This is a genomic window from Streptomyces sannanensis (assembly GCF_039536205.1).
In the GTDB taxonomy this organism is placed as follows: Bacteria; Actinomycetota; Actinomycetes; order Streptomycetales; family Streptomycetaceae; genus Streptomyces; species Streptomyces sannanensis.
Genome location: NZ_BAAAYL010000001.1, coordinates 1,849,332 through 1,871,386, shown reverse-complemented (window position 1 = coordinate 1,871,386; position 22,055 = coordinate 1,849,332). Strand labels below are relative to the sequence as shown.

At 70.6% G+C, this 22,055-nt stretch carries 20 protein-coding genes and 1 riboswitch; of the genes, 17 read left to right on the top strand and 3 right to left on the bottom strand.

Features of this window, described 5'->3' with window-relative positions; translation table 11 throughout:
• Positions 1-8: 8 nt before the first annotated feature.
• The 6 genes from ctaE (at position 9) to ABD858_RS08620 (ending at position 7,328) form a co-directional block, all read left to right on the top strand.
• Positions 9-629 carry an aa3-type cytochrome oxidase subunit III gene (gene ctaE / locus ABD858_RS08645; protein ID WP_345035628.1) on the top strand — a complete coding sequence of 207 codons (621 nt, stop codon included), beginning with the start codon at positions 9-11 and terminating at the stop codon, positions 627-629.
• A 65-nt stretch (positions 630-694) separates the two neighbouring features.
• A complete protein-coding gene (gene qcrC / locus ABD858_RS08640) occupies positions 695-1,504 on the top strand; it encodes a cytochrome bc1 complex diheme cytochrome c subunit (protein ID WP_345035627.1) in 810 nt (269 codons plus the stop codon).
• Positions 1,501-2,556 (top strand): cytochrome bc1 complex Rieske iron-sulfur subunit, encoded by a 1,056-nt coding sequence (gene qcrA, locus ABD858_RS08635; protein ID WP_345035626.1) that lies wholly within the window; start codon positions 1,501-1,503, stop codon positions 2,554-2,556. Before qcrC ends, qcrA begins: the two co-directional genes overlap by 4 nt.
• A complete protein-coding gene (gene qcrB / locus ABD858_RS08630) occupies positions 2,553-4,184 on the top strand; it encodes a cytochrome bc1 complex cytochrome b subunit (RefSeq protein WP_345035624.1) in 1,632 nt (543 codons plus the stop codon). Before qcrA ends, qcrB begins: the two co-directional genes overlap by 4 nt.
• 161 nt (positions 4,185-4,345) lie before the next feature.
• Entirely contained in the window at positions 4,346-5,410 is a 1,065-nt protein-coding gene (gene trpD / locus ABD858_RS08625; protein ID WP_345035623.1) for an anthranilate phosphoribosyltransferase, read from the top strand.
• A gap of 147 nt (positions 5,411-5,557) precedes the next feature.
• A riboswitch (SAM riboswitch) is annotated at positions 5,558-5,675 on the top strand.
• Positions 5,676-5,897: 222 nt separating this feature from the next.
• A complete protein-coding gene (locus ABD858_RS08620) occupies positions 5,898-7,328 on the top strand; it encodes an aminotransferase class V-fold PLP-dependent enzyme (RefSeq protein WP_345035622.1) in 1,431 nt (476 codons plus the stop codon).
• Between the two features lie 75 nt (positions 7,329-7,403).
• Here ABD858_RS08620 and ABD858_RS08615 read toward each other — a convergent pair whose 3' ends face one another.
• Both ABD858_RS08615 and ABD858_RS08610 read right to left on the bottom strand, forming a co-directional pair.
• Positions 7,404-7,685, bottom strand: coding sequence for an Lrp/AsnC family transcriptional regulator (locus ABD858_RS08615; protein WP_345035621.1), 282 nt, complete (start codon positions 7,683-7,685; stop codon positions 7,404-7,406).
• The gene (locus tag ABD858_RS08610; protein ID WP_345035619.1) at positions 7,682-8,359 is read right to left on the bottom strand and encodes a rhomboid family intramembrane serine protease; all 678 of its coding nucleotides are present in this window, start codon (positions 8,357-8,359) and stop codon (positions 7,682-7,684) included. The genes ABD858_RS08615 and ABD858_RS08610 overlap by 4 nt, the downstream gene beginning before the upstream one ends.
• Before the next feature lie 199 nt (positions 8,360-8,558).
• Between ABD858_RS08610 and ABD858_RS08605 the strand changes: the two genes are divergently transcribed.
• From ABD858_RS08605 to ABD858_RS08580, 6 genes are all read left to right on the top strand, one after another.
• Positions 8,559-8,801, top strand: a complete 243-nt coding sequence (locus ABD858_RS08605; RefSeq protein WP_345035618.1) for a hypothetical protein — start codon at positions 8,559-8,561, stop codon at positions 8,799-8,801.
• Positions 8,802-8,838: 37 nt separating this feature from the next.
• The gene (locus ABD858_RS08600) at positions 8,839-10,197 is read left to right on the top strand and encodes an NYN domain-containing protein (RefSeq protein WP_345035617.1); all 1,359 of its coding nucleotides are present in this window, start codon (positions 8,839-8,841) and stop codon (positions 10,195-10,197) included.
• A 271-nt stretch (positions 10,198-10,468) separates the two neighbouring features.
• Positions 10,469-11,491, top strand: coding sequence for a C40 family peptidase (locus ABD858_RS08595; RefSeq protein WP_345035616.1), 1,023 nt, complete (start codon positions 10,469-10,471; stop codon positions 11,489-11,491).
• A gap of 175 nt (positions 11,492-11,666) precedes the next feature.
• On the top strand, positions 11,667-12,686 hold the full coding sequence (locus ABD858_RS08590; protein ID WP_345035615.1) for a C40 family peptidase: 1,020 nt from the start codon (positions 11,667-11,669) through the stop codon (positions 12,684-12,686).
• A gap of 118 nt (positions 12,687-12,804) precedes the next feature.
• Positions 12,805-14,025, top strand: coding sequence for a hypothetical protein (locus ABD858_RS08585; protein WP_345035614.1), 1,221 nt, complete (start codon positions 12,805-12,807; stop codon positions 14,023-14,025).
• Positions 14,026-14,399: 374 nt separating this feature from the next.
• Positions 14,400-15,542, top strand: a complete 1,143-nt coding sequence (locus tag ABD858_RS08580; RefSeq protein ID WP_345035612.1) for a glycosyltransferase family 4 protein — start codon at positions 14,400-14,402, stop codon at positions 15,540-15,542.
• 63 nt (positions 15,543-15,605) lie between these two features.
• On the opposite strand, the gene ABD858_RS08575 is transcribed toward ABD858_RS08580, so the two are convergent.
• Complete coding sequence (locus ABD858_RS08575; RefSeq protein WP_345035611.1) at positions 15,606-17,402, bottom strand: AMP-dependent synthetase/ligase; 1,797 nt, start codon at positions 17,400-17,402, stop codon at positions 15,606-15,608.
• Positions 17,403-17,612: 210 nt separating this feature from the next.
• Between ABD858_RS08575 and ABD858_RS08570 the strand changes: the two genes are divergently transcribed.
• The 5 genes from ABD858_RS08570 to ABD858_RS08550 all read left to right on the top strand — a co-directional run bounded on the left by ABD858_RS08570 (position 17,613) and on the right by ABD858_RS08550 (position 21,987).
• Entirely contained in the window at positions 17,613-18,374 is a 762-nt protein-coding gene (locus ABD858_RS08570) for a metallophosphoesterase family protein (protein ID WP_345035610.1), read from the top strand.
• 72 nt (positions 18,375-18,446) lie between these two features.
• A complete protein-coding gene (locus ABD858_RS08565) occupies positions 18,447-18,896 on the top strand; it encodes an SRPBCC family protein (protein WP_345035609.1) in 450 nt (149 codons plus the stop codon).
• Positions 18,897-19,307: 411 nt separating this feature from the next.
• Positions 19,308-20,537: an ArsA family ATPase gene (locus ABD858_RS08560; protein ID WP_345035608.1), complete on the top strand. Its 1,230-nt coding sequence runs from the start codon at positions 19,308-19,310 to the stop codon at positions 20,535-20,537.
• 32 nt (positions 20,538-20,569) lie between these two features.
• Positions 20,570-20,980, top strand: a complete 411-nt coding sequence (locus ABD858_RS08555; RefSeq protein ID WP_345035607.1) for a DUF5304 domain-containing protein — start codon at positions 20,570-20,572, stop codon at positions 20,978-20,980.
• Positions 20,981-21,045: 65 nt separating this feature from the next.
• On the top strand, positions 21,046-21,987 hold the full coding sequence (locus tag ABD858_RS08550; protein ID WP_345035605.1) for an ROK family glucokinase: 942 nt from the start codon (positions 21,046-21,048) through the stop codon (positions 21,985-21,987).
• Positions 21,988-22,055 lie beyond the last annotated feature (68 nt).

Here is a 22,055-nt window from a genome sequence, read left to right as displayed (position 1 = left end):
CCGACATAATGTCGGTCGTGGCGACAGCAACGACAGTAGAAACCGGGCACGCGCACCCGTCGGTCAATCGGCCGAACCTCACCAGCGTCGGAACCATCATCTGGCTGAGTTCCGAGCTGATGTTCTTCGCGGCCCTCTTCGCGATGTACTTCACCCTCCGATCGGTGATGGGTGCCGATTACTGGGCGAGTCAGGCCGATGCCCTGAACCTCCCGTTCTCGGCGACCAACACCACGATCCTGGTGCTCTCCTCCCTCACCTGCCAGCTCGGCGTCTTCGCCGCGGAGCGGGGCGATGTGAAGAAGCTCAGGACGTGGTTCATCATCACGTTCGTGATGGGTGCGATCTTCATCGGTGGCCAGGTGTTCGAGTACACCGAGCTGGTGAAGCACGAGGGCCTCTCGCTCTCGTCCGATCCGTACGGCTCGGTGTTCTACCTGACCACCGGCTTCCACGGCCTGCACGTGACGGGCGGCCTCATCGCCTTCCTGCTGGTCCTCGGCAGGACGTACGCGGCCAAGAGGTTCACCCACGAGCAGGCAACCGCCGCCATCGTCGTGTCCTACTACTGGCACTTCGTCGATGTCGTCTGGATCGGCCTCTTCGCCACGATCTACCTGATCAAGTAATCGGGCTCGAACCCGAGCCATATCCAGAAGCATCGACGCAGAAGATCCTGACACCGGGGTAATCCGTGAAAAAGCTCTCCGCACGACGACGCCATCCGCTGGCGGCGTTCGTCGTCCTACTCCTCGCGCTGGCGGCCACTGGGGGGCTGTACGCCGCGTTCGCGCCTGCGGACAAGGCGCAGGCCGATGACACCGCCCAGTCCCTCGCCATCGAGGAGGGCAAGAAGCTCTACTCCGTCGGCTGCGCCAGCTGCCACGGAACCGGCGGTCAGGGCACCACTGACGGCCCGTCCCTGGTCGGCGTCGGCTCCGCCGCCGTCGACTTCCAGGTCGGCACCGGCCGGATGCCCGCGCAGCAGCCGGGCGCCCAGGTCCCGCGCAAGAAGGTCATCTACACGCAGGACGAGATCGACCAGCTGGCCGCGTACGTGGCCTCTCTCGGCGCCGGCCCGATCACGCCGACGACGAAGCAGTACAGCCCTGCGGGTGCGGACGCCGCCAACGGTGGCGAGCTGTTCCGTACCAACTGCGCCCAGTGCCACAACTTCACCGGCGAGGGCGGCGCGCTGACCAACGGCAAGTACGCCCCGAGCCTCGAAGGCGTGAGCGAGAAGCACATCTACGAGGCCATGCAGACCGGCCCGCAGAACATGCCGTCCTTCCCCGACACGACGATGCCGGAGCAGCAGAAGAAGGACATCATCGCGTACGTCAAGGCCGTGAACAGCGAGGACTCCCCGAACCCGGGCGGCCTGACGCTCGGCGGTCTCGGTCCGGTCACCGAGGGTCTGTTCGCCTGGATCTTCGGTCTGGGCGCGCTGATCGTCCTCGCCGTCTGGGTCGCGGCCCACACCGCTAAGGCCAAGAAGTCATGAGTAGCCAAGACATTCCCGAAGAGACCCTGCCGAGCGAGCAGGGCGCCGCGCACGTCGCGGTAGCCGTCGCGAAGGAAGACCCCTTCGCCGACCCGGGGCTGCCGCCCCACAAGCCCCGTGTCCAGGACATCGACGAGCGGGCCGCCAAGCGCTCCGAGCGTACGGTCGCCCTGCTCTTCACGGTGTCGATGCTGGCGACGATCGGCTTCATCGCGTCCTACGTGATCCTCCCGGTCGACAAGATCGTCTACATCTTCCCGATCGGACACGTGAGCGCGCTCAACTTCGCGCTCGGTCTGACGCTGGGCCTGGCCCTCTTCTGCATCGGCGCGGGCGCGGTCCACTGGGCCCGCACCCTGATGTCCGATGTGGAGGTCGCCGACGAGCGTCACCCGATCGAGGCCACGCCCGAGGTCAAGGCCAAGGTCATGGCCGACTTCGCGGCCGGTGCCGAGGAGTCCGGCTTCGGCCGGCGCAAGCTGCTCCGCAACACCATGTTCGGCGCGATGGCCATGGTGCCGCTCTCCGGTGTGGTGCTGCTGCGCGACCTGGGCCCGCTTCCGGAGGACAAGCTCCGCCACACCATGTGGTCCAAGGGCAAGCTGCTCATCAACCAGAACACCCACCAGCCGCTGCGTCCCGAGGACGTGGCCGTCGGTTCGCTGACCTTCGCGATCCCCGAGGGCCTGGAAGAGCACGCTCACGACTTCCAGAACCAGATCGCCAAGGCCGCCCTGATGATCGTCCGCATTCAGCCGAAGGACATCAAGGACAAGCGCGAGCTCGAGTGGTCGCACGACGGCATCGTGGCGTACTCGAAGATCTGCACCCACGTGGGCTGCCCGATCAGCCTGTACGAGCAGCAGACGCACCACGTGCTCTGCCCGTGCCACCAGTCCACCTTCGACCTTTCCGACGGCGCCCGCGTCATCTTCGGTCCGGCCGGTCACGCTCTTCCGCAGCTGCGGATCGGCGTGAATGACGAGGGTTACCTCGAGGCGCTCGGCGACTTCGAAGAGCCCGTCGGTCCTGCCTTCTGGGAGCGCGGATGAGCACCACCACGACCAACGAGAGTCGCCGCAAAGCACCCGCCGGTGAGCGGGTCGCCGACTGGGCGGACGGCCGGCTGGGCATCTACGGCCTGGCCAAGGCCAACATGCGCAAGATCTTCCCGGACCACTGGTCCTTCATGCTGGGTGAGGTCGCGCTCTACAGCTTCATCATCATCATCCTCACGGGTGTGTATCTGACGCTGTTCTTCCACCCGTCGATGAACGAGGTGACCTACCACGGCTCGTACGAGCCGATGCAGGGCATCATGATGTCCGAGGCGTACGCCTCGACTCTGGAGATCAGCTTCGATGTCCGCGGTGGTCTGCTGATCCGGCAGATCCACCACTGGGCCGCGCTGCTCTTCCTCGCCGGCATGTTCGTGCACATGATGCGCGTCTTCTTCACGGGCGCCTTCCGCAAGCCGCGCGAGATCAACTGGCTGTTCGGCTTCCTGCTGTTCGTCCTGGGCATGTTCACCGGTTTCACCGGCTACTCGCTCCCGGACGACCTGCTCTCCGGTACCGGTGTCCGCTTCACGCAGGGCGCGATCCTGTCCATGCCGGTCGTCGGCACGTACATCTCGATGTTCCTGTTCGGCGGCGAGTTCCCCGGTACGGACTTCGTGGCCCGGTTCTACTCGATCCACATCCTGCTGCTGCCGGGCATCATGCTCGGTCTGCTGGTGGCGCACCTGATCCTGGTGTTCTTCCACAAGCACACGCAGTTCGCGGGTCCGGGCCGGACCAACAAGAACGTCGTCGGCATGCCGCTGCTGCCGATCTACATGGCGAAGGCCGGAGGCTTCTTCTTCCTGGTCTTCGGCATGATCGCGGCCATCTCCGCGATTGCGCAGATCAACCCGATCTGGGCGATCGGCCCGTACCGGGCGGACCAGGTGTCCACCGGCGCCCAGCCCGACTGGTACATGGGCTTCGCCGAGGGTCTGATCCGCTTCATGCCGGGCTGGGAGGTCAACCTCTGGGGCCACACGCTGGTCCTGGGCGTGTTCATCCCGCTGGTGCTCTTCGGCCTGCTGCTGGTGATCTTCGCGCTGTACCCGTTCTTCGAGGCCTGGCTCACCGGTGACAAGCGTGAGCACCACATCGCGGACCGGCCGCGCAACGCGCCGACCCGTACCGCGTTCGGTGTGGCCTGGGTGACGATGTACCTGATCATGCTGGTCGGTGGTGGAAACGACCTCTGGGCGACCCACTTCCACCTGTCGATCAACGCGATCACCTGGTTCGTCCGGATCTTCTTCATCGTCGGTCCGCTCCTGGCGTTCATCATCACCAAGCGGATCTGCATGGGCCTCCAGCGCCGGGACCGCGACAAGGTGCTGCACGGTCGCGAGACCGGCATCATCAAGCGTCTGCCGCACGGTGAGTTCGTCGAGATCCACGAGCCGCTCTCGCAGGCCAAGCTGCACTCGCTCACCGCGCACGACCAGTACGAGCCGATCGAGATCGGCCCGACGGTCGACGAGAACGGTGTCGAGCGCAAGATCCCGCTCTCCCAGAAGCTGCGGGCCAAGCTCAGCAAGGGCTACTTCGGCGAGGGGAACCAGATTCCCAAGCCGACCGCCGAGGAATACCGGGAGATCACCAGCGGCCACGGCCACCACTGATCTCCGCCTGATCGCTCATAGCTGATCGCCACAGCTGGAGGCACCTCCCAGCGGTAGCTGGGGGAGAGCCCCGTCCATCCGATGGACGGGGCTCTTCGCCGTACCCGGGGATGGATAGGGTGGACCTGTTCCCATTCGGCTGTGGACCCCAGGAGCGGACCATGAACGTTGTGACCCCGGCAGGCGGCGACAGCGTGGCGGCCCGCACCTGGCCGCGTGTACTGGACACACTGCTGATCGGTGCCGATCTGACCGCCGACGACACCGCCTGGGCCATGGACCGCATCATGCGCGGCGAGGCCACCGACGCCCAGATCGCGGGCTTCGCGGTGGCGCTGCGCGCCAAGGGCGAGACGGTCGAGGAGATCACCGGGCTCGTACGGGCCATGTACGAGCACGCCAACCTGATCGATGTGCCGGGTCCGAGCGTGGACATCGTCGGCACCGGCGGCGACGGTGCCAAGACCGTCAACATCTCCACCATGTCGTCGATCGTGGTGGCCGGTACGGGCGCCAGGGTCGTGAAGCACGGCAACCGTGCCGCTTCGTCGGCCAGCGGCGCCTCGGACGTGCTGGAGAAGCTCGGCGTCAATCTGGAGCTGACCCCGCGACGGGTCGCCGAGGTCGCCGCCGAGGCGGGGATCACCTTCTGCTTCGCGGTGAAGTTCCACCCGTCGCTGCGGCATGTGGCGCCGGCCCGGCGGGAGCTCGGGATCCGTACCACCTTCAACTTCCTCGGCCCGCTCACCAACCCCGCCAAGGTCCACGCCCAGGCCACCGGCGTGGCCGACGCGCGCATGGCCCCCATCGTCGCCGGGGTGCTCGCCGAACGCGGCTCCTCCGCGCTCGTGTTCCGCGGCGACGACGGCCTGGACGAGCTGACCACCACCGCCACCTCGCGGGTGTGGGTGGTCCGCGACGGCGCCGTACGCGCGGAGTCCTTCGACCCGCGGGACGTCGGTATCGATCTGGTGCCGGTCGAGGCGCTGCGCGGTGCCGACGCCTCGTACAACGCCGATGTGGCCCGCAGGCTGCTGGCCGGCGAGACCGGCCCGGTCCGCGATGCGGTCCTGCTCAACTCGGCGGCGGCCCTGGCGGCGCTCGACCCGACGGACGCGCCGCTCACCGACCAGATTCGCGCCGGTATCGACCGGGCCGCCGAGTCCATCGACTCGGGCGCTGCCAGGCAGGTGCTGGAGCGCTGGGTGCGCGCCAGCAACGCGTGACGCACCCGCGGCGCGCGGCGTCCCCGACTTTGGCCCGGTCCTTCGGTTCCGCCGCGACGGCGAGCGGCCCCGAACGACCGGGCCACCGACGTCCGTATGCCGGACCGCGGTTGCGCCGGCGCGATCGCGTGGCATAGGTTCTGCGCAGGTCATGAGTGACAGCGACTTCGGCCCCGGCCCGCTGTCCGGCAACCCTCCGTCCGTGGCGGGGTGCCCCGGGTGAAGACCAGGCCGTGGGCAGTGAGGTCCGCGGCAAGCGCGGACCCCTTGTGCCCCTGGGGTCCTGGTCCTCGAGGGAGCAGTCTCGTGAGCAAGCGAATGCGATAGGGCCGGCGGCCCCTTCTTCACACCCTCCACACGATGCCCGTCATGGTGGCTGCCGTGTGTCGAGGCAACCCCCCTTGCGCGGTCGAGCCGTTGTCGCCTCACCATGCCGCCGCGCGGGTTCCCACAGCCGATTCGCCTTGCCCTGCCGGGAGATACCGCCATGTCCGCACGCCCCAACTCCGTTGTCGCCGCCCCCGCTTCCGCTTCCGCTTCCGCTGCCGCGTCCGCCGCCGCGGACTCCGACGACTGCTGCGCCGCGCCGCTTCCCGTGCTCGGGCGGGACGTTCTCGTCCCGCTCGTCACCGGCGGCGAAGTCGGCTACGCCGCCCTCGACTACGCCGCCAGCACCCCGGCACTGCAGCGCGTCTGGGACGACGTGGCCGCGTACGCCCCGTACTACGGCAGCGTGCACCGCGGTGCCGGGTACCTCTCGCAGCTGTCGACCGACCTGTTCGAGAACAGCCGCGCCGCCGTCGCCGAGTTCCTCGGCTGCCGCCCCGGCGACCAGGTCGTCTTCACCCGCTCCACCACCGACTCGCTGAACCTGTTGGCGGCCGTTCTGCCCGCCGACTGCCAGGTCTTCGTCTTCGAGACCGAGCACCACGCCTCGTTGCTGCCGTGGAGGGACGCCCAGGTCACCTACCTCAACGCGCCGCGCAGTCCGCAGCAGGCCGTGGAGACGCTGGACCGCGCTCTCGCCGACCGTGAGCCCTACGGCCCCGCGCTGGTCTGCGTCACCGGCGCCTCCAATGTCACCGGCGAGCTGTGGCCTGTCCGGGAACTCGCCGCCGCCGCCCACGCCCACGGCGCCCGGATCGTCCTCGACGCCGCGCAGCTCGCGCCGCACCACCCGGTGGACATCGCGGGGTTGGACGTCGACTGGGTCGCGTTCTCCGGCCACAAGCTGTACGCGCCGTTCGGCTCCGGCGTGCTCGCCGGTCGCTCGGACTGGCTCCAGGACGCCGAGCCGTACCTCGCGGGCGGCGGCGCCTCGCGGAAGGTGGCCCGCCGGACGGACGGCGGCGTCGACGTGGAGTGGCACACCACGGCCGCCCGCCACGAGGCCGGCTCCCCGAACGTCATCGGGGCGTACGCCGTCGCCTCCGCCTGCAAGGCGCTGACCGAGGCCGGTTTCGACACGCTGATCGCCCGCGAGCAGCACCTCATCGCGAAGGTTCGCGAGGGGCTGGCCGAGGTGCCGGAGGTCAGGGTCCTGTCCCTCTTCGGCGACGACGCCCCCAGGGTCGGTGTCATCTCGTTCGTGGTCGACGGCTGGAACAGCTCCCACTTCGCCGCGGCGCTCTCCGCGGAGTACGGCATCGGGGTGCGCGACGGGCTCTTCTGCGCGCATCCGCTGGTCCGCACGCTGCTCGGCAGCGACGCGGCCGCCCCGGGCGAGTGCGGTGCGCCCGACGCGGCGCCCGGTGAGAAGTCGCTGAACGCGATCCGGGTCTCCTTCGGTGCCGGTACGCCCGACGAGCACGTCGAGCGGTTCGTCGCCGCGGTCGGGGAACTGGTCCGCGAGGGCGCGCGCTGGCAGTACCGCACGGAGGACGGCCGCTGCGTGCCCGCGTGCGGCGCGGCTGCGTGACGCCTCCGTAGGGTTGCCCGCTGTGACCGTCGCCCGGACGGTTCGTAGCCGCGCTCACTCCGGACGGGCTTGCTGTCAGCCTTCGAGGCCGATCGCGAACGCCGCCTCCAGGTCGTGCTGGGAGTACGTACGGAACGCGACGTGCGTGTCCGTCGCCTCCACGCCCGGGATCTTGCTGATCCGGCCGGGAATGATGTCGGCCAGATCGTCGTGGCGCGCCACGCGTACCAGGGCGATCAGGTCGTACGTACCGGTGACGGAGTAGACCTCGCTGACGTTGTCCAGTGCGGCGATCGACTCGGCGATCTCGGGAATCCGGTCCACGCTGGTCTTGATGAGCACGATCGCGGTGATCACGGCTGGTTGTCTCCCTCGGTGGCCGTGGCTGGGGCCTTCACTCTAGCTCCACCCCGGAAGCGCCCCCAGGCGTAGAGGAACCCCGTACCGAAGCCCAACAGGTGCGCGAGGTACGCCACGCCCGGACCGGTGCCCGCCTGCCCGGCGGCCAGCCACTGGAGGCAGAGCCAGAACACCAGCACCGCCCATGCGGGGAAGCGCAGCGGCAGAAAGAAGAGGAAGGGAAACAGACTGGTGACCCTGGCCTTGGGGAAGAGATAAAGAAAAGCGCCGAGCACACCGGAGATGGCCCCGGACGCGCCGACCAGTGTCTGCTCGGACGTGGCGTGCACGGCCGCGTACCCGAGCAGGGCCAGGTAGCCGCAGCCGAGGTAGAACACCGCGAACTGCAGACGGCCCATGCGTTCCTCGGTCATCGCCCCGAAGACATACAGAAAGAGCATGTTGCCGAGCAGATGCAGCCAGCCGGCGTGCACGAACAGAGCGGTCAGCGGGGTGAGCGCGGCTCTGGCCGAGCCTCCCAGCAGTTCGTCGGGGACGACGCCCCAGTGCTCGAACCAGTCCCGCTGCGCGGCGAGCAGTCGGTCGCCCGTGCCGTGGACGGGGTTGAGGCCGGATCCGGGGCTCAGGAGGAAGACCAGACAGCAGATGCCGATCACGCCATAGGTCACCATGGGACCGCCCGCGGCCGTTCCCCGTGCTCCCCGCCATCCGATCACGAACAGAGCATGGCGTAACGGCACCCAATAGGACAGACCGCCTCGCCGTGACATGGCGTCCCGTCCGCCGGGCTCTCGGCTCCGCCCGAGCAGGGGGCACCCCCAGGGCCGTAGGGTTACGGGCATCACACCGGAACACCAAGAGGACAGCACGATGACGACGGTTCCCCTGCCCACTGCCACTACCCGGTGGCGCTGTACGCTCTGCGGCAATCTCACCCGTTTCGACGTCACCCGCGCTTCGAAGGTTGTCGAGTACGTCCACCTCGATCTGGCCGGAGAGCCCACGGTCGAGGAGCGCGAGGTGGTCAGTGAGACCATCGAGTCGGTTCGATGCCGCTGGTGCAACGCGGTGGACCGGATCGAACTCGTGGACAGGCCGGGTGCCGACTCCTGAGAGGGAGCGGTGAGGACGACAGTTGGGGTGACGGATTGTGGAGCATGCAAGCGGCGCTGAACCGGCCGGTGCGGCCGGCGACGCCGCCGAGGTGCTCGACCGCCCGCTCCCGGAGGGAGTGCGGCGCCGGGTCGTCGCGCTGGTGTCGGACGCGTTCGGCGGGCTGACGGTCGCCGAGCTGCCCGCCCAGCTGAGGCAGTACGCCCGGTTCACCCCGTCCCGGCGTGCCAAGTTCGCCGGGAACGCCATGGCCGCGACGCTGGAGAACGATCCGGTGTTCCGGCAGCGGGTCGGCGAGCGACTGAAGGAGGGCCAGCCGGAGCTGGCCGCGGCGGTGGAGGCGGGTTCCCCGCCGGGCGCCGCGGATCCCGTGGACGTGGCCGCGATTGCGTACGTGCTGCGCCCGGCCGGCTGGGTCAAGCTTGTGGCGGCGGCGGGCGAGGAGGCCCATCGCGCGGACGCCGAACGGGCGGACCGGGCCGGGCGGCGTGAACTGGAGCGGCTGCGCGCGGAACTCGCCGAGGCGCGGGCCCATACGAAGAACGAGACCGAGCGGCTGCGTACGGAGCTCGAGGCGGCCCGCAAGGAGGCCGAAACGCTCCAGCGGAAGCTGCGCAGCGCGCTCAGCGATGTGAAGCGGGGCGAGGCGGCCCTGCGCAAGACGCAGGCCGGGATCGACGGGATCAAGGCCGAGGCGTCCGCCCAGGTGACAGCGGCCGAGAGCGAGGCCCGGCGGCTCCGGGTCCGCCTGGGCGAGGCGGAGGCCGCCGTCGAGGCGAGCCGCCGTGCGGTCCGTGAGGGACGGTCCATCGAGGACATGCGGCTGCGGCTGCTGCTGGACACCGTGCTGGACGCCGCGCAGGGGCTGCGCAGGGAACTGGCCCTGCCGCCTGCTTTGTTGCATCCGGCGGACACCGTGGACGCGGTCGCGCCGGGCAGGATGACGCCGAAGGACATCGCGGCCAGGGCGCTGTCGGAGACCGATCCGGCGCTGCTCGACCAGTTGTTGGCGCTGCCGCAGGCGCATCTGATCGTGGACGGCTACAACGTCACCAAGACCGGTTATCCGACGATGCCGCTGGAGAAGCAGCGGCTGCGGCTGCTGGGCGGGCTCGCGGTGCTCGCGGCACAGTCGGGCGCCGAGATCACCTGCGTCTTCGACGGTGCGGAACTGGCCGCGCCGGTGCTGCTCGCGCCTCCGCGCGGAGTGAGGGTGCTGTTCAGCAAGCCCGGGGTGACCGCGGACGAGCTCATCCGGCAGATCGTCCGGGCGGAGCCGGCCGGCCGGCCGGTGGTGGTGGTGTCGGCGGACCGGGAGGTGGCCGACGGGGTGGCGAAGGCGGGCGCCCGGCCTGTCGCGTCCGTCCTGCTGCTGAAGCGGCTTTCACGTATCTAGCCATACATCTGGCAACTTCCGAGCGTTATGCCCGAATTGTTTGAGCGTCACGCAGAGCGCTGCGTCAAGTGACCGTTACTGCCCGTATGATGACTGTAAATAATGCACTTCAGGGTAGGGAATTTTCTGATCAGGATTTGAACTGATCACAAGAAGGTCACTATGGTCGGCCTTTAAGCCTTCATGCGGTTGATCACCCAACCGGGGTGACCGTGAAGACACCGCCGAGTCTGCGTAGTTCGGCGGCTTGAGGAAGAAGGAGCTCGCCTTCGTGGCGTCCCACCGTCGACCCAAACAGCCGAGCCGCGCCCGTGTGACCGTGCTCACCGCGACCGCTGCGGCGGCCGTCGCGCTCAGTGCCCAGGCCGCCCAGGCCGCCCCGAACCCCTCCAAGAGCGAAGTCAAGGCCAAGGTCGACAAGCTCTACGAAGAGGCGGAGAAGGCCACCGAGCAGTACAACGGGGCCAAGGAGCAGCAGGACAAGCTCGAGAAGCAGGTCGACGACCTGCAGGACAAGGTCGCCCGCGGCCAGCAGGAGCTCAACGAACTGCGGGACGGCCTCGGTTCGATGGCCACCTCGCAGTACCGTTCCGGCGGCATCGACCCGTCCGTGCAGCTCTTCCTCTCGGCGGACCCGGACGAGTACCTCGACAAGGCCTCAGCGCTGGACGCTCTGGGCGCTCGCCAGGCCCAGTCGCTCCAGGACATCCAGGCCAAGCAGCGGACTCTCGCGCAGCAGCGCCAGGAGGCCCAGGGCAAGCTCCAGGACCTCGAGGACACCCGCAAGGAGCTCGGCGAGAAGAAGAAGGAAGTCCAGGGCAAGCTCGCTGCGGCGCAGAAGCTGCTCAACAGCCTGACCGCCGCCGAGCGCGCCGAGCTCACCAAGAGCGAGGAGCGCGCCAACCGCGCCAGCTCCCGCGCGGACCTGGGCAACGCCCCGGCCGCCTCCGGCCGAGCCGCCGCCGCGCTCGCCGCCGCGAAGACCAAGCTCGGTTCCCCGTACGTCTGGGGCGCCACGGGTCCGAACTCCTTCGACTGCTCCGGCCTGACCGGATGGGCGTACGCCCAGGCCGGCGTCAAGCTGGACCGTATCTCCCAGGCCCAGGCCAACAACGGCACGCGCATCAGCCGCAGCCAGCTCCAGCCGGGCGACCTGGTGCTCTTCTACAGCGACATCCACCACATCGGCCTGTACGCGGGCAACAACCAGGTGCTGCACGCGCCTCGCTCCGGCACCGTGGTGCGCTACGAGTCGATGGACAACATGCCGTTCCAGTTCGGCGTCCGCATCTGACCCCGCCCGATCGGGCGAATTCCGGCAGCTTCCGCCGACCGTCCGCCCCGCCGGTGACCTGTGGTCTCCGGCGGGGCGTCATTGTGTTCGGGTGCCGGGGTCGTTGGACACCGCCTGCCTCACCGCTACTGTCCGGCGTGCAATTTCCGGCAAGCGGAAGGAAGTGCGGACTCCCGTGGCGTCCCATCGCCGTTCCTCACATTCCGGCCTCGCCCAGAGCCACCGGTTCACCGTCCTGACCGCGGCTGCGGCCACGGCCGCGGCGGCCCTCGGGGTCTCCACCGCGGGCGCCGAACCGCTCGACCCGGCAGCGGCGCTGAGCAGGATCGATACGCTCTTCGAGCAGGCGGAGAAGGCCACCGAGCAGTACAACACGGCCGACGAACTCGCCGAGCGCCTGCGCGAGCGGGTGGCCGATACGCAGGACAGCGTCGCGCGCGGACAGGAGCGCATCAACCGCATGCGCGCGGGCCTCGGCCTGGTCGCCGGGGCGCAGTACCGGTCGGGCGGCATGGACCCCACCCTCGCCCTGCTGCTCTCCGAGCGCCCCGACATCTACCTCGACAGCGCCGCCGTCCTCGACCGGATCGCCGCCCGCCAGGCCGAGCAGATGCGCCAACTCCGGGAAGCGCAGCGCAAGCTGGGCCAGCAGCGCGCCGAGGCCACGCGTGAACTCGCCGAGCTGGAGCGCGCCCGCACCGCCCTGGCCCGGAACAAGCGGACCGTCGAGAGCAAGCTCGCCGAGGCACGGCGGCTGCTGAACGCGCTGCCGTACGACCAACGTGCCGCGTACGGCCGGACGTCCCGCTCCGGCCGCGGCTGGCAGCTCCCCGGCCTCGGAGCCGCCTCGCCGCGGGCGGCCGCGGCCGTCCTGGCGGTCCGCCGGGCCCTCGGCAGGCCCTACGTCTGGGGCGCCAACGGACCGTACGGCTTCGACTGCTCCGGCCTGACCCAGTGGGCGTACCGACAGGCGGGCGTCGGTCTGCCGCGGACCTCGCAGGCACAGCGCGGCGCGGGCCGGCAGGTCTCCCTCGCCGAGGCCAGGCCGGGCGATCTGGTCACGTACCGCAGCGACGCCGGCCACATCGCCATGTACATGGGCAACGGTCAGGTCGTGCACGCCCCCTACCCCGGCGCGTCGGTGCGCTACGACCCGGTCGGCATGATGCCGATCTCCGCGGTGACGCGTATCTGAACCAGGGACGCCGTCCCCTGGACCCTCGGTCCCCGGCGCGTCCGGTCCTCGGCGCGTTCGGGGACCGGGGGCTTTCGCCCCTGGTTCGGGAAGGGGCGGGGTGGGGGAGAATCGCTGGATGGCAGGCCAGGCGCAGGGGACGCGACGTCGGACGGTGGTGCTCGGGCTGGCCGGGCTGCTGCTGCCGACCGCCTGTGGCGCGCCGGAGCCCCGGGACACCGCGTCGCGGGATGTTCAGCGGGTCCTGGACCGGCGGGCCGGTGCGCTCCTTGGACGGGACGAGCCCGGATATCTCGCCGCGCTCGCACCCGGCGCCGGGCTGCTGCGCGAGTCCGAGCGCGCCCGGTTCCGGAACCTGACACAGGTGCCGCTGCGCTCCTGGGAGTACCGGCTGACCGAGCTGCGGCGCGACGGTGACCGCGCCACCGCGCGGGCCGAGCTGCGGTACCGCTTCGAGGGCTACGACAGCGCGCCCGTGACCACCTCCAGGGCGATGGAGCTGACCCGGCACGACGGCCGCTGGTACGTCGTCGCCGACCGCCCCGACCAGGGCGCCGCCCAGCAGCTGTGGGAGCAGGGTCCGGTGACCGCCGTCCGCGGCACGCGCAGCCTGGTGCTCGGCACCGGCCAGGAGCGGCAGCGGCTCCGCGAGATCGCCGCCACCGCGGACCGCGGGGTACCGGCCGTGGACGCGGCCTGGCCGGTCCGCTGGTCCGGCCGGGTCGTGGTCCTGGTGCCCGGCTCGCTGGACGGCATGGCGGCGCTGCTCGGGGCGTCCTCGGCCGGCTACCGCGGCATCGCCGCGGTCACCACGGGCGTGTCCGGGGCGCAGGGCAGCGCGCCCGCGGACCGGGTGATCATCAATCCCGAGGCGTACGGCGCGATCGGGGAGTTCGGTCAGAGGGTCGTGCTGACGCACGAGACCGCGCACGTGGCGACCCGCGCCCACACCTCCCCGGCCACCCCGATGTGGCTGTCCGAGGGCTTCGCCGACTGGGCCGCGTACCGGGGCACCGGCCGTACGCCCGACCGGATCGCCCCCGAACTGCACCGGGCGGTGCTCCGCGGTGAACTGCCCGCCATACTGCCCGAGGACAAGGAGTTCGGCTTCGCCGGGGACTCCGAACGGCTGGCCCGCGCGTACGAGGGCGGCTGGGCGGCCTGCACCATGATCGCCGAACGCTGGGGCGAGGAGAGACTGACCGCCTTCTACCGGGCGGTCGGCGCGGGCAAGGACCGCGAGAGCGCGACGAAGCAGGCGATGCACCGCGAACTCGGCGTCACGCCGGAGGAGTTCACCGACGACTGGCGGGACTACGTCCGCCGGAGCCTGAGCTGACTGCGCGCGGCTTTCCCCGGGAGAGCCGTGACCGCCCGGCAGCGCCGGCCTGCGCTGCGCGGTGTCTTACCGCTGCGACAGATCATTCCGTCGCGTCGGTGCGTGACCACCGCCGCCGGTCCGGTCGTTCGTGGCTGCTCACCGTCGCGGCGGGAAGGCGGGAAGGCGGGAACGAGGGCCTGGCCCGACCTTCGCGCAAGGCGGCTTGCGGCGCTCCCAAGGCCGCCGACGCGTGGCCGGGGGAGAGGCCCTTCCGGCAGCCGCGCAGGGTCGCCGTGGCGGGATCATGGCCCGTACCTCCGGCCGCGGGGGCGGCGGGCTCTTCCGGCAGCCGCACAGGGTCGCCGTGGCGGGCCATTGATACTGTCGAGGCGATGCACAAGACGCTGATCGTGACCAATGACTTCCCGCCCCGCCCCGGCGGCATCCAGGCGTTCCTGCACAACATGGCCCTGCGGCTGGATCCGGAAAGCCTGGTGGTCTACGCCTCGACGTGGAAGCGCAGCCGCGAGGGCATCGAGGCCACTGCTGCCTTCGATGCCGAGCAGCCCTTCACGGTCGTACGCGACCGGACGACCATGCTGCTGCCTACCCCGCGAGTCACCCGGCGCGCCGTGCAACTGCTGCGTGAACACGGCTGCACCTCCGTATGGTTCGGGGCCGCCGCGCCCCTCGGGCTGATGGCGCCCGCGCTGCGGCGCGCCGGTGCGCAGCGCCTCGTCGCGACGACACACGGCCATGAGGCCGGGTGGGCACAGCTGCCCGCGTCCCGGCAGCTGCTGCGCCGCATCGGCCAGGAAACCGACACGATCACGTATCTCGGCGAGTACACGCGCTCGCGCATCGCTGCCGCGCTCACCCCCGCGGCCGCCGGGCGCATGGTCCAGCTGCCGCCGGGCGTCGACGAGAAGACCTTCCACCCCGGGTCCGGAGGCGACGCGGTCCGCGAGCGGCTCGGGCTCACCGACCGCCCGGTCGTGGTGTGCGTGTCCCGGCTGGTGCCGCGCAAGGGCCAGGACACGCTGATCCGCGCCATGCCCGAGATCCTGCGGAAGGTGCCGGACACGGTCCTGCTGATCGTCGGCGGCGGCCCGTACGGCAAGGAGCTGAAGAAGCTGGCGGCCGAGACGGGCGTCGCGGCCTCGGTGCGCTTCACCGGTCCTGTGCCGTGGGAGGAGCTGCCCGCGCACTACGGCGCCGGCGATGTCTTCGCCATGCCGTGCCGCACCCGCAGGGGCGGGCTCGACGTCGAGGGGCTCGGCATCGTGTACCTGGAGGCCTCGGCGACCGGCCTGCCGGTGGTGGCGGGCGACTCGGGCGGCGCGCCCGACGCCGTGCTCGACGGCAAGACGGGCTGGGTGGTCCGGGGAGGCTCGCCGCAGGAGTCGGCCGACCGGATCGTCACCCTGCTCCAGGACCCGGAGCTGCGCCAGGACATGGGCGAACGAGGCCGGGCCTGGGTGGAGGAGCAGTGGCGCTGGGACCAGCTGGCGGAGAGGCTCAGGACGCTGCTGTGAACCGGGGCAACCGAAAAGCCCCCGGGCAGGCCCGACGCCTGCCCGGGGGCCTTTGCGTACCCTCTAGCGGCGGTAGATCGCCTCGATCTCGTCCGCGAACTCCTTGGCGACCACATTCCGCTTCAGCTTCAGCGACGGCGTGATGTGCCCGGCCTCCTCCGTGAACTGCTCGGGCAGAATACGGAACTTCCGCACCGACTCCGCCTTGGACACGGCCGCGTTGCCGTCGTCGACCGCCCGCTGCACCACGGCCAGCAGCTCCGCGTCCTCGCGCAGCGAGGCAGCGGTCGATCCGGCGGGCTTTCCGTTCTCCGACGCCCAGCGCGCCAGGAACTCCTCGTCCAGCGTGATCAGCGCGCCCACGAAGGGCCGCCCGTCGCCCACCACCATGCACTCGGCGACCAGGGCATGGGACCGGATCCGGTCCTCGATCACCGCAGGGGCGACGTTCTTGCCGCCCGCGGTGACCAGGATCTCCTTCTTGCGGCCGGTGATGGTCAGGTAGCCGTCCTCGTCGAGCGTGCCGATGTCGCCGGTGTGGAACCAGCCGTCGGTGAGCGCCTCGGCGGTCGCCGCCTCGTTGTTCCAGTAGCGGGTGAAGATGTGTTCGCCGTGCAGCAGCACCTCGCCGTCGTCGGCGATGCGGACCACCGAGCCGGGCAGCGGCTGGCCGACCGTGCCGATTTTCTGGCGGTCCCACGGGTTGAAGGTGGTGGCGGCGCAGGACTCGGTCAGGCCGTAGCCCTCCAGCACGGTGAAGCCGATGCCGCGGAAGAAGTGGCCGAGCCGCTCGCCCAGCGGGGCGCCGCCGGAGATCGCGTACTCGCCGCGTCCGCCGAGCACCGCACGCAGCTTGCCGTAGACCAGCTTGTCGAAGATCTTGTGCTTGAGCCTCAGGCCGAAGGAAGGACCCTGCGCCGCGCCCAACGCCCGGCTGTACGCGATGGCGGTGTGCGCGGCCTTGTCGAAGATCTTGCCCTTGCCGTCCGCCTGCGCCTTGGCCCGCGCCGAGTTGTAGACCTTCTCGAAGACGCGGGGTACGCCGAGGACCAACGTCGGCCGGAAGGAGGCGAGTTCATCGGTGAGGTTCTTGATGTCCGGTACGCAGCCGAGCCGGATCGGCGCCAGCACCGAGGCCACCTCGACCAGCCGGCCGAAGACATGCGCGGCCGGCAGGAACAGCAGAACCGAGCAGTCGCCCGTACGGAACAGCGGCTTGAGCCGCTCGACGATATTGCCGCACTCCGCGAAGAAGTTGCGGTGGGTCAGCACACAGCCCTTGGGGCGGCCGGTGGTGCCCGAGGTGTAGACGATCGTGGCGACGTCGTCGGCCTTGGCGACTGAACTGCGCTCGTCGACCGTCTCGTCGGAGACGTCCCGGCCCGCCTCGCGCAGCCGGTCGAGCGCGTCCTTGTCGATCTGCCAGAGGTGCCGGAGCTCCGGCAGCCGGTCACGCACCGACTCCACCGCGGCGGTGTGCGCATCGCTCTCCACGAGCACCGCGACCGCGCCGGAGTCGCCGAGGATCCACTGCACCTGCTCCGGCGAGCTGGTCTCGTACACCGGCACGGTCACCGCGCCCGCGCTCCAGATCGCGAAGTCGAGCTGCACCCATTCGTAGCGGGTACGGGACATCAGTCCCACCCGGTCGCCGGGCCGGATGCCCGCGGCGATCAGACCCTTGGCGGCCGTCCGGACCTCGGCGAGGAACTCCTCGGCGGTGACGTCCAACCAGGCGCCTGCGGCCTTCTTGCCCATGACGACGGCGCCGGGGTGCTGAGCGGCATTGCGGCGGATCAGATCCGTCAGGTTGCCGTCCGTCGGGACCTCGTACAGGGCCGGAAGGCTGAACTCGCGCAAGACTGCTGCTCCTCATCGGGCGCCGGCGCCACGACAGGGTGTGACGCGCCGGGGACTGCCCGGACGTTACCCATCAGTAGGCGGTTCCGGGTAGGGTTCCCGGTCAGATGTTTTATGCGTCACATATGTCGGGGACTGCTTCGCGCACAGTAGTCCACGGCTGTGACGACTCGGAAGTAAGGGCGGGTCCGCCGGACTAGGGTGAACTTCATGCGAGTCCATGTGGTCAGTGACGTGCACGGGAACGCCGACGGCCTGGCGAAGGCGGGGGACGGGGCCGACGCCCTCATCTGCCTGGGCGACCTGGTGCTCTTCCTCGACTATGCCGACCACTCGCGTGGCATCTTCCCCGACCTCTTCGGCGTCGAGAACGCCGACCGCATCGTCGAACTGCGCACCGCCCGCCGCTTCGAGGAGGCCCGCGAGCTGGGCCGCCGGCTGTGGGCCGGACTCGACCGCGAGGCAGCCATCGAGTCCGCGGTGCGCAGACAATACGCCGAGATGTTCGCCGCGTTCCCCACGCCGACGTACGCCACCTACGGCAACGTCGACATCCCCACCCTCTGGCCGGAGTACGCCCATCCCGGCACCACCGTCCTGGATGGCCAGCGCGTCGAGATCGGCGGCCGAGTCTTCGGCTTCGTCGGAGGCGGACTGCGCAGCTCCATGCGCACCCCGTACGAGCTCTCCGACGAGGAGTACGCCGCCAAGGTCGAGGCGCTGGGCGAGGTCGACGTGCTCTGCTCGCACATCCCGCCCGAGGTGCCCGAGCTCGTGTACGACACGCTGGCGCGGCGCTTCGAACGCGGCAGCCGTGCCCTCCTCGCCGCGATCCGTCGCACCAGGCCGCGGTACGCCCTCTTCGGCCATGTGCACCAGCCCCTGGCCCGGCGGGTGCGCATCGGCGCGACGGAATGCGTGAACGTCGGACACTTCGCCGCGACCGGCCGTCCCTGGGCCATGGAGTGGTGACCGGGCCGGTCGCGATAGCCTTCACATCGCAGCAAACCACCCCTGCCCGGACCGCTTGGAGGAGCCACGGCGATGGCGGAACACACCAGCTCGAGCATCACGATCGAGGCGGCACCGGCCGACGTGATGGGGGTGATCGCCGACTTCGCCCGCTATCCGGAGTGGACCGGCGAGGTGAAGGAGGCCGAGGTCCTGGCCACCGACGACAGGGGCCGTGCCGAGCAGGTCCGGCTGCTGCTCGACGCCGGTGCGATCAAGGACGACCACACGCTGGCATACACCTGGACCGGCGACAACCAGGTCAGCTGGACCCTGGTGAAGTCCCAGATGCTCCGCGCCCTGGACGGCTCCTACATCCTCACCCCGCTGGGCGGCGGTGACCGCACCGAGGTCACCTACCAGCTGACCGTGGACGTCAAGATCCCCATGCTGGGCATGATCAAGCGCAAGGCGGAGAAGGTCATCATCGACCGCGCCCTGGCCGGCCTGAAGAAGCGCGTGGAGTCGGGCGCCACCGCTTGAGGGCGGCGCCGTGGAAGGCAACGCCCCCGCCAGGACGGGCTTGTTGGGGTGCGGGCCGGTGGTCCGGTCGTGCCCACAGCCGGGCGGCGGTCGAAGGGGGACGCGCAGGGGGTGCTGTCCGGGCCGTAAAACATGATGTGTGACGCGCGAACGTGCTGGTCAAACCATCTGGCTACGAGAGCGTGCGGCGTACATCATGCCCGTCCCGGACGGTATCACCGGAGCGGCACCCGGCAACCGGCAGCAACCCCCGCCAGCCCGTCCTGGGGGCACCTCCCAGCGGTAGCTGGGGGAGCTTGAGGACGGACACACCCGTAGCTACCTCCCGCAGCTACCGCTGGGGGTGCCCCCCAGGGGCGCCCCCAGGCCAACCAGCCGGAGCACGGCAACACCAGCAACGGAGCACGTCGAATGCGCACAGTCCTCGTCACCGGCCCCGGCGGGGCGGGCCGTACCACCGTCGCCGCGGCCACCGCGCTCGCGGCGGTGCGCCGCGGCAAGCGCGTACTGCTGCTCTCCGCCGACCGGGACGACACCCTCCGCGCGGTGCTGGGCGACGACGTGCCCGGGCTGCGGGCGGCCCGTATAGACCCCGGCGCCCACTTCCGTGAGGAACTCCTCGCCCTCCAGGACCGCGCCACGGCCGCGCTCGACCTGCTGGGCGCCGCCCGGCTGGACGGCGAGGAACTCACCGAGCTGCCCGGCGCCGAGCAGCTCGCCCTGCTCCACGCGCTGCGGAACGCGGCCGCCGGGGACCACGAACTGACGGTCGTCGACCTGCCGCCCACCCCGCAGGCGATCGCCCTGCTCGCCCTGCCCGAGCAGCTGCGCCGCTATCTGCGCCGGCTGCTGCCGCCGGAGCGCCAGGCCGCCCGGGCGCTGCGCCCCGTGCTGGCCCAGCTCGCGGGCGTACCGATGCCGGCGCAGTGGCTCTACGAGACCGCCGCCCGCTGGGACCGGGAGCTCGCCGCCGTCCAGGCGGTGATCGAGGCCGAGACCACCACCGTGAGGCTGGTCGCGGAGCCGGGACCGGCCGCCGCGGACGCCATGCGCACCGCGCGCCTGGGCCTCGCCCTCCATGAACTGGCCATCGACACACTGGTACCGAACCGGCTGCTGCCGCGCGGCTCCGCGGACACCTGGCTCGCCACGCTCGCCACCCAGCAGGAGAAGTGCCTGGACGAGTGGAGCAGCCTGTTCCCGGACGTCACCCACTGCGAGCTGCCGCACCTCGGCCGCGACCCGCGCGGTGCGGACGACCTCTGGCTCCTGGACGCCGAGTCCACCGGGACCGGCGCCGAGCTGACCGCCGACGGAGAGATCGTCTTCGGGCGCCAGGGCCTCGCGACCGAACTCGGCCCGCCCGGCCCCGGCCCCGTCGGCGACCCGTGGGTCGTCGAGGACGAGCGCGACGAGGACGGCGTCCTGGTCTGGTGCATCCCGCTGCCCGGAGCCACCAAGAAGGACCTCGGCCTGGTCCGGCGCGGCGACGAACTCCTGCTCACCGTCGGTCCGTTCCGCCGGATCGTCGCCCTGCCGTCCGCGCTGCGCCGCTGCACCGTCTCGGGAGCCGGGCTGACCGACGGGGAGCTGCGCGTCCGCTTCACACCCGACCCGGACCTGTGGCCGCGGACACGCTGAACGCCTTGCCCCGTTCGGGTAACGTCGGGTATATGAGCGAAGCCACCGAGCGCCCCAGCCCCGACGCGGATGCCTGGGCCGATGCCTGTGCGGAGGACCTGGCCGCCGAGAAGGCCCGCCGCCGGGCCCAGTACGGCCCCACCATCGGCACCCCGGCCGAGGAGTTGCGCAAGCTCGTGGACGCGGTCGCCGAGAAGGTCTCCTCGCTCCAGGCGCCGCTGCTCGGCATGGGCGCGCAGGAAGCCGTGCAGCAGCTGATCGGCCAGGCCAAGGCCGTGGTCGAACCGGTCATCGAGCGCAATCCCGAGGTCTTCGGCCACCTTGCCGCGGCCGGCAACGAGCTGCTCGCCGCCTATCGCTCCGCCGTCGAGGGGCAGGAGCGCCGCTGGACCCACGGCCCGCAGGACGAGCCCGGCCCCGGCGAGCCCATCGACCTGGACTGATCGGACTTCGTCCGCCCTCGGGTACGGTTGGCCCTGGCGGGGCTCGACCGAAAACTGAGGGACACATGGGACTCACCATCGGCGTCGACATCGGCGGCACGAAGATCGCGGCAGGGGTGGTCGACGAAGAGGGCCGGATCCTCGAAACGAGCACGGTGCCCACTCCGCAGACCCCCGAGGGTGTCGTCGAAGCGATCTGCACCGCGGTGTCCGAGGTCGGAAAGGGCCACGACATCGAGGCCGTCGGCATCGGAGCCGCCGGTTACGTGGACGACAAGCGCGCCACCGTGCTCTTCGCGCCGAACATCAACTGGCGCCACGAGCCGCTGAAGGACAAGGTCGAGCAGCGCGTCGGTCTGCCGGTCGTGGTGGAGAACGACGCCAACGCCGCGGCCTGGGGCGAGTACAGGTTCGGCGCCGGCCAGGGTCACGAGGACGTCATCTGCATCACCCTCGGCACCGGCCTCGGCGGCGGCATCATCATCGGCAACAAGCTGCGCCGCGGACGCTTCGGCGTGGCCGCCGAGTTCGGCCACATCCGGGTGGTGCCGGACGGCCTGCTGTGCGGCTGCGGCAGTCAGGGCTGCTGGGAGCAGTACGCCTCCGGCCGCGCCCTCGTCCGGTACGCCAAGCAGCGCGCCAACGCGGCCCCGGAGAACGCCACGATCCTGCTGGGCCTCGGTGACGGCACGATCGAGGGCATCGAGGGCAAGCACATCAGCGCCGCCGCCCGCCAGGGCGACCCGGTCGCGATCGACTCGTTCCGCGAGCTGGCCCGCTGGGCGGGAGCCGGCCTGGCGGACCTGGCCTCGCTGTTCGACCCGTCGGCGTTCATCGTCGGCGGTGGGGTCTCCGACGAGGGCGAACTGGTCCTGGAACCGATCCGCAAGTCCTTCCGGCGCTGGCTGATCGGCGGCCAGTGGCGCCCGCACGCCCAGGTGCTGGCCGCCCAGCTCGGCGGCAAGGCCGGCCTGGTCGGCGCCGCGGACCTGGCCCGCCAGGGCTGAGAGCCCCTTCTGGGGGCTCGGTTCACCTCCGGGGGCGCCTCTGCCGACGGTCGATCGTGTTCGGTGGC

What these genes read in the sequence shown, in the direction of transcription:
- ABD858_RS08550 (WP_345035605.1), top strand. Translation starts at nt 21,046, where the DNA reads ATGGGACTCACCATCGGCGTCGACATCGGCGGCACGAAGATCGCGGCA.
- ABD858_RS08570 (WP_345035610.1), top strand. Translation starts at nt 17,613, where the DNA reads ATGCGAGTCCATGTGGTCAGTGACGTGCACGGGAACGCCGACGGCCTG.
- ABD858_RS08560 (WP_345035608.1), top strand. Translation starts at nt 19,308, where the DNA reads ATGCGCACAGTCCTCGTCACCGGCCCCGGCGGGGCGGGCCGTACCACC.
- trpD (WP_345035623.1), top strand. Translation starts at nt 4,346, where the DNA reads ATGAACGTTGTGACCCCGGCAGGCGGCGACAGCGTGGCGGCCCGCACC.
- ABD858_RS08610 (WP_345035619.1), bottom strand. Translation starts at nt 8,359, where the DNA reads ATGGTGACCTATGGCGTGATCGGCATCTGCTGTCTGGTCTTCCTCCTG.
- qcrB (WP_345035624.1), top strand. Translation starts at nt 2,553, where the DNA reads ATGAGCACCACCACGACCAACGAGAGTCGCCGCAAAGCACCCGCCGGT.
- ABD858_RS08565 (WP_345035609.1), top strand. Translation starts at nt 18,447, where the DNA reads ATGGCGGAACACACCAGCTCGAGCATCACGATCGAGGCGGCACCGGCC.
- ABD858_RS08620 (WP_345035622.1), top strand. Translation starts at nt 5,898, where the DNA reads ATGTCCGCACGCCCCAACTCCGTTGTCGCCGCCCCCGCTTCCGCTTCC.
- ctaE (WP_345035628.1), top strand. Translation starts at nt 9, where the DNA reads ATGTCGGTCGTGGCGACAGCAACGACAGTAGAAACCGGGCACGCGCAC.
- ABD858_RS08580 (WP_345035612.1), top strand. Translation starts at nt 14,400, where the DNA reads ATGCACAAGACGCTGATCGTGACCAATGACTTCCCGCCCCGCCCCGGC.
- ABD858_RS08605 (WP_345035618.1), top strand. Translation starts at nt 8,559, where the DNA reads ATGACGACGGTTCCCCTGCCCACTGCCACTACCCGGTGGCGCTGTACG.
- ABD858_RS08585 (WP_345035614.1), top strand. Translation starts at nt 12,805, where the DNA reads ATGGCAGGCCAGGCGCAGGGGACGCGACGTCGGACGGTGGTGCTCGGG.
- ABD858_RS08555 (WP_345035607.1), top strand. Translation starts at nt 20,570, where the DNA reads ATGAGCGAAGCCACCGAGCGCCCCAGCCCCGACGCGGATGCCTGGGCC.
- qcrA (WP_345035626.1), top strand. Translation starts at nt 1,501, where the DNA reads ATGAGTAGCCAAGACATTCCCGAAGAGACCCTGCCGAGCGAGCAGGGC.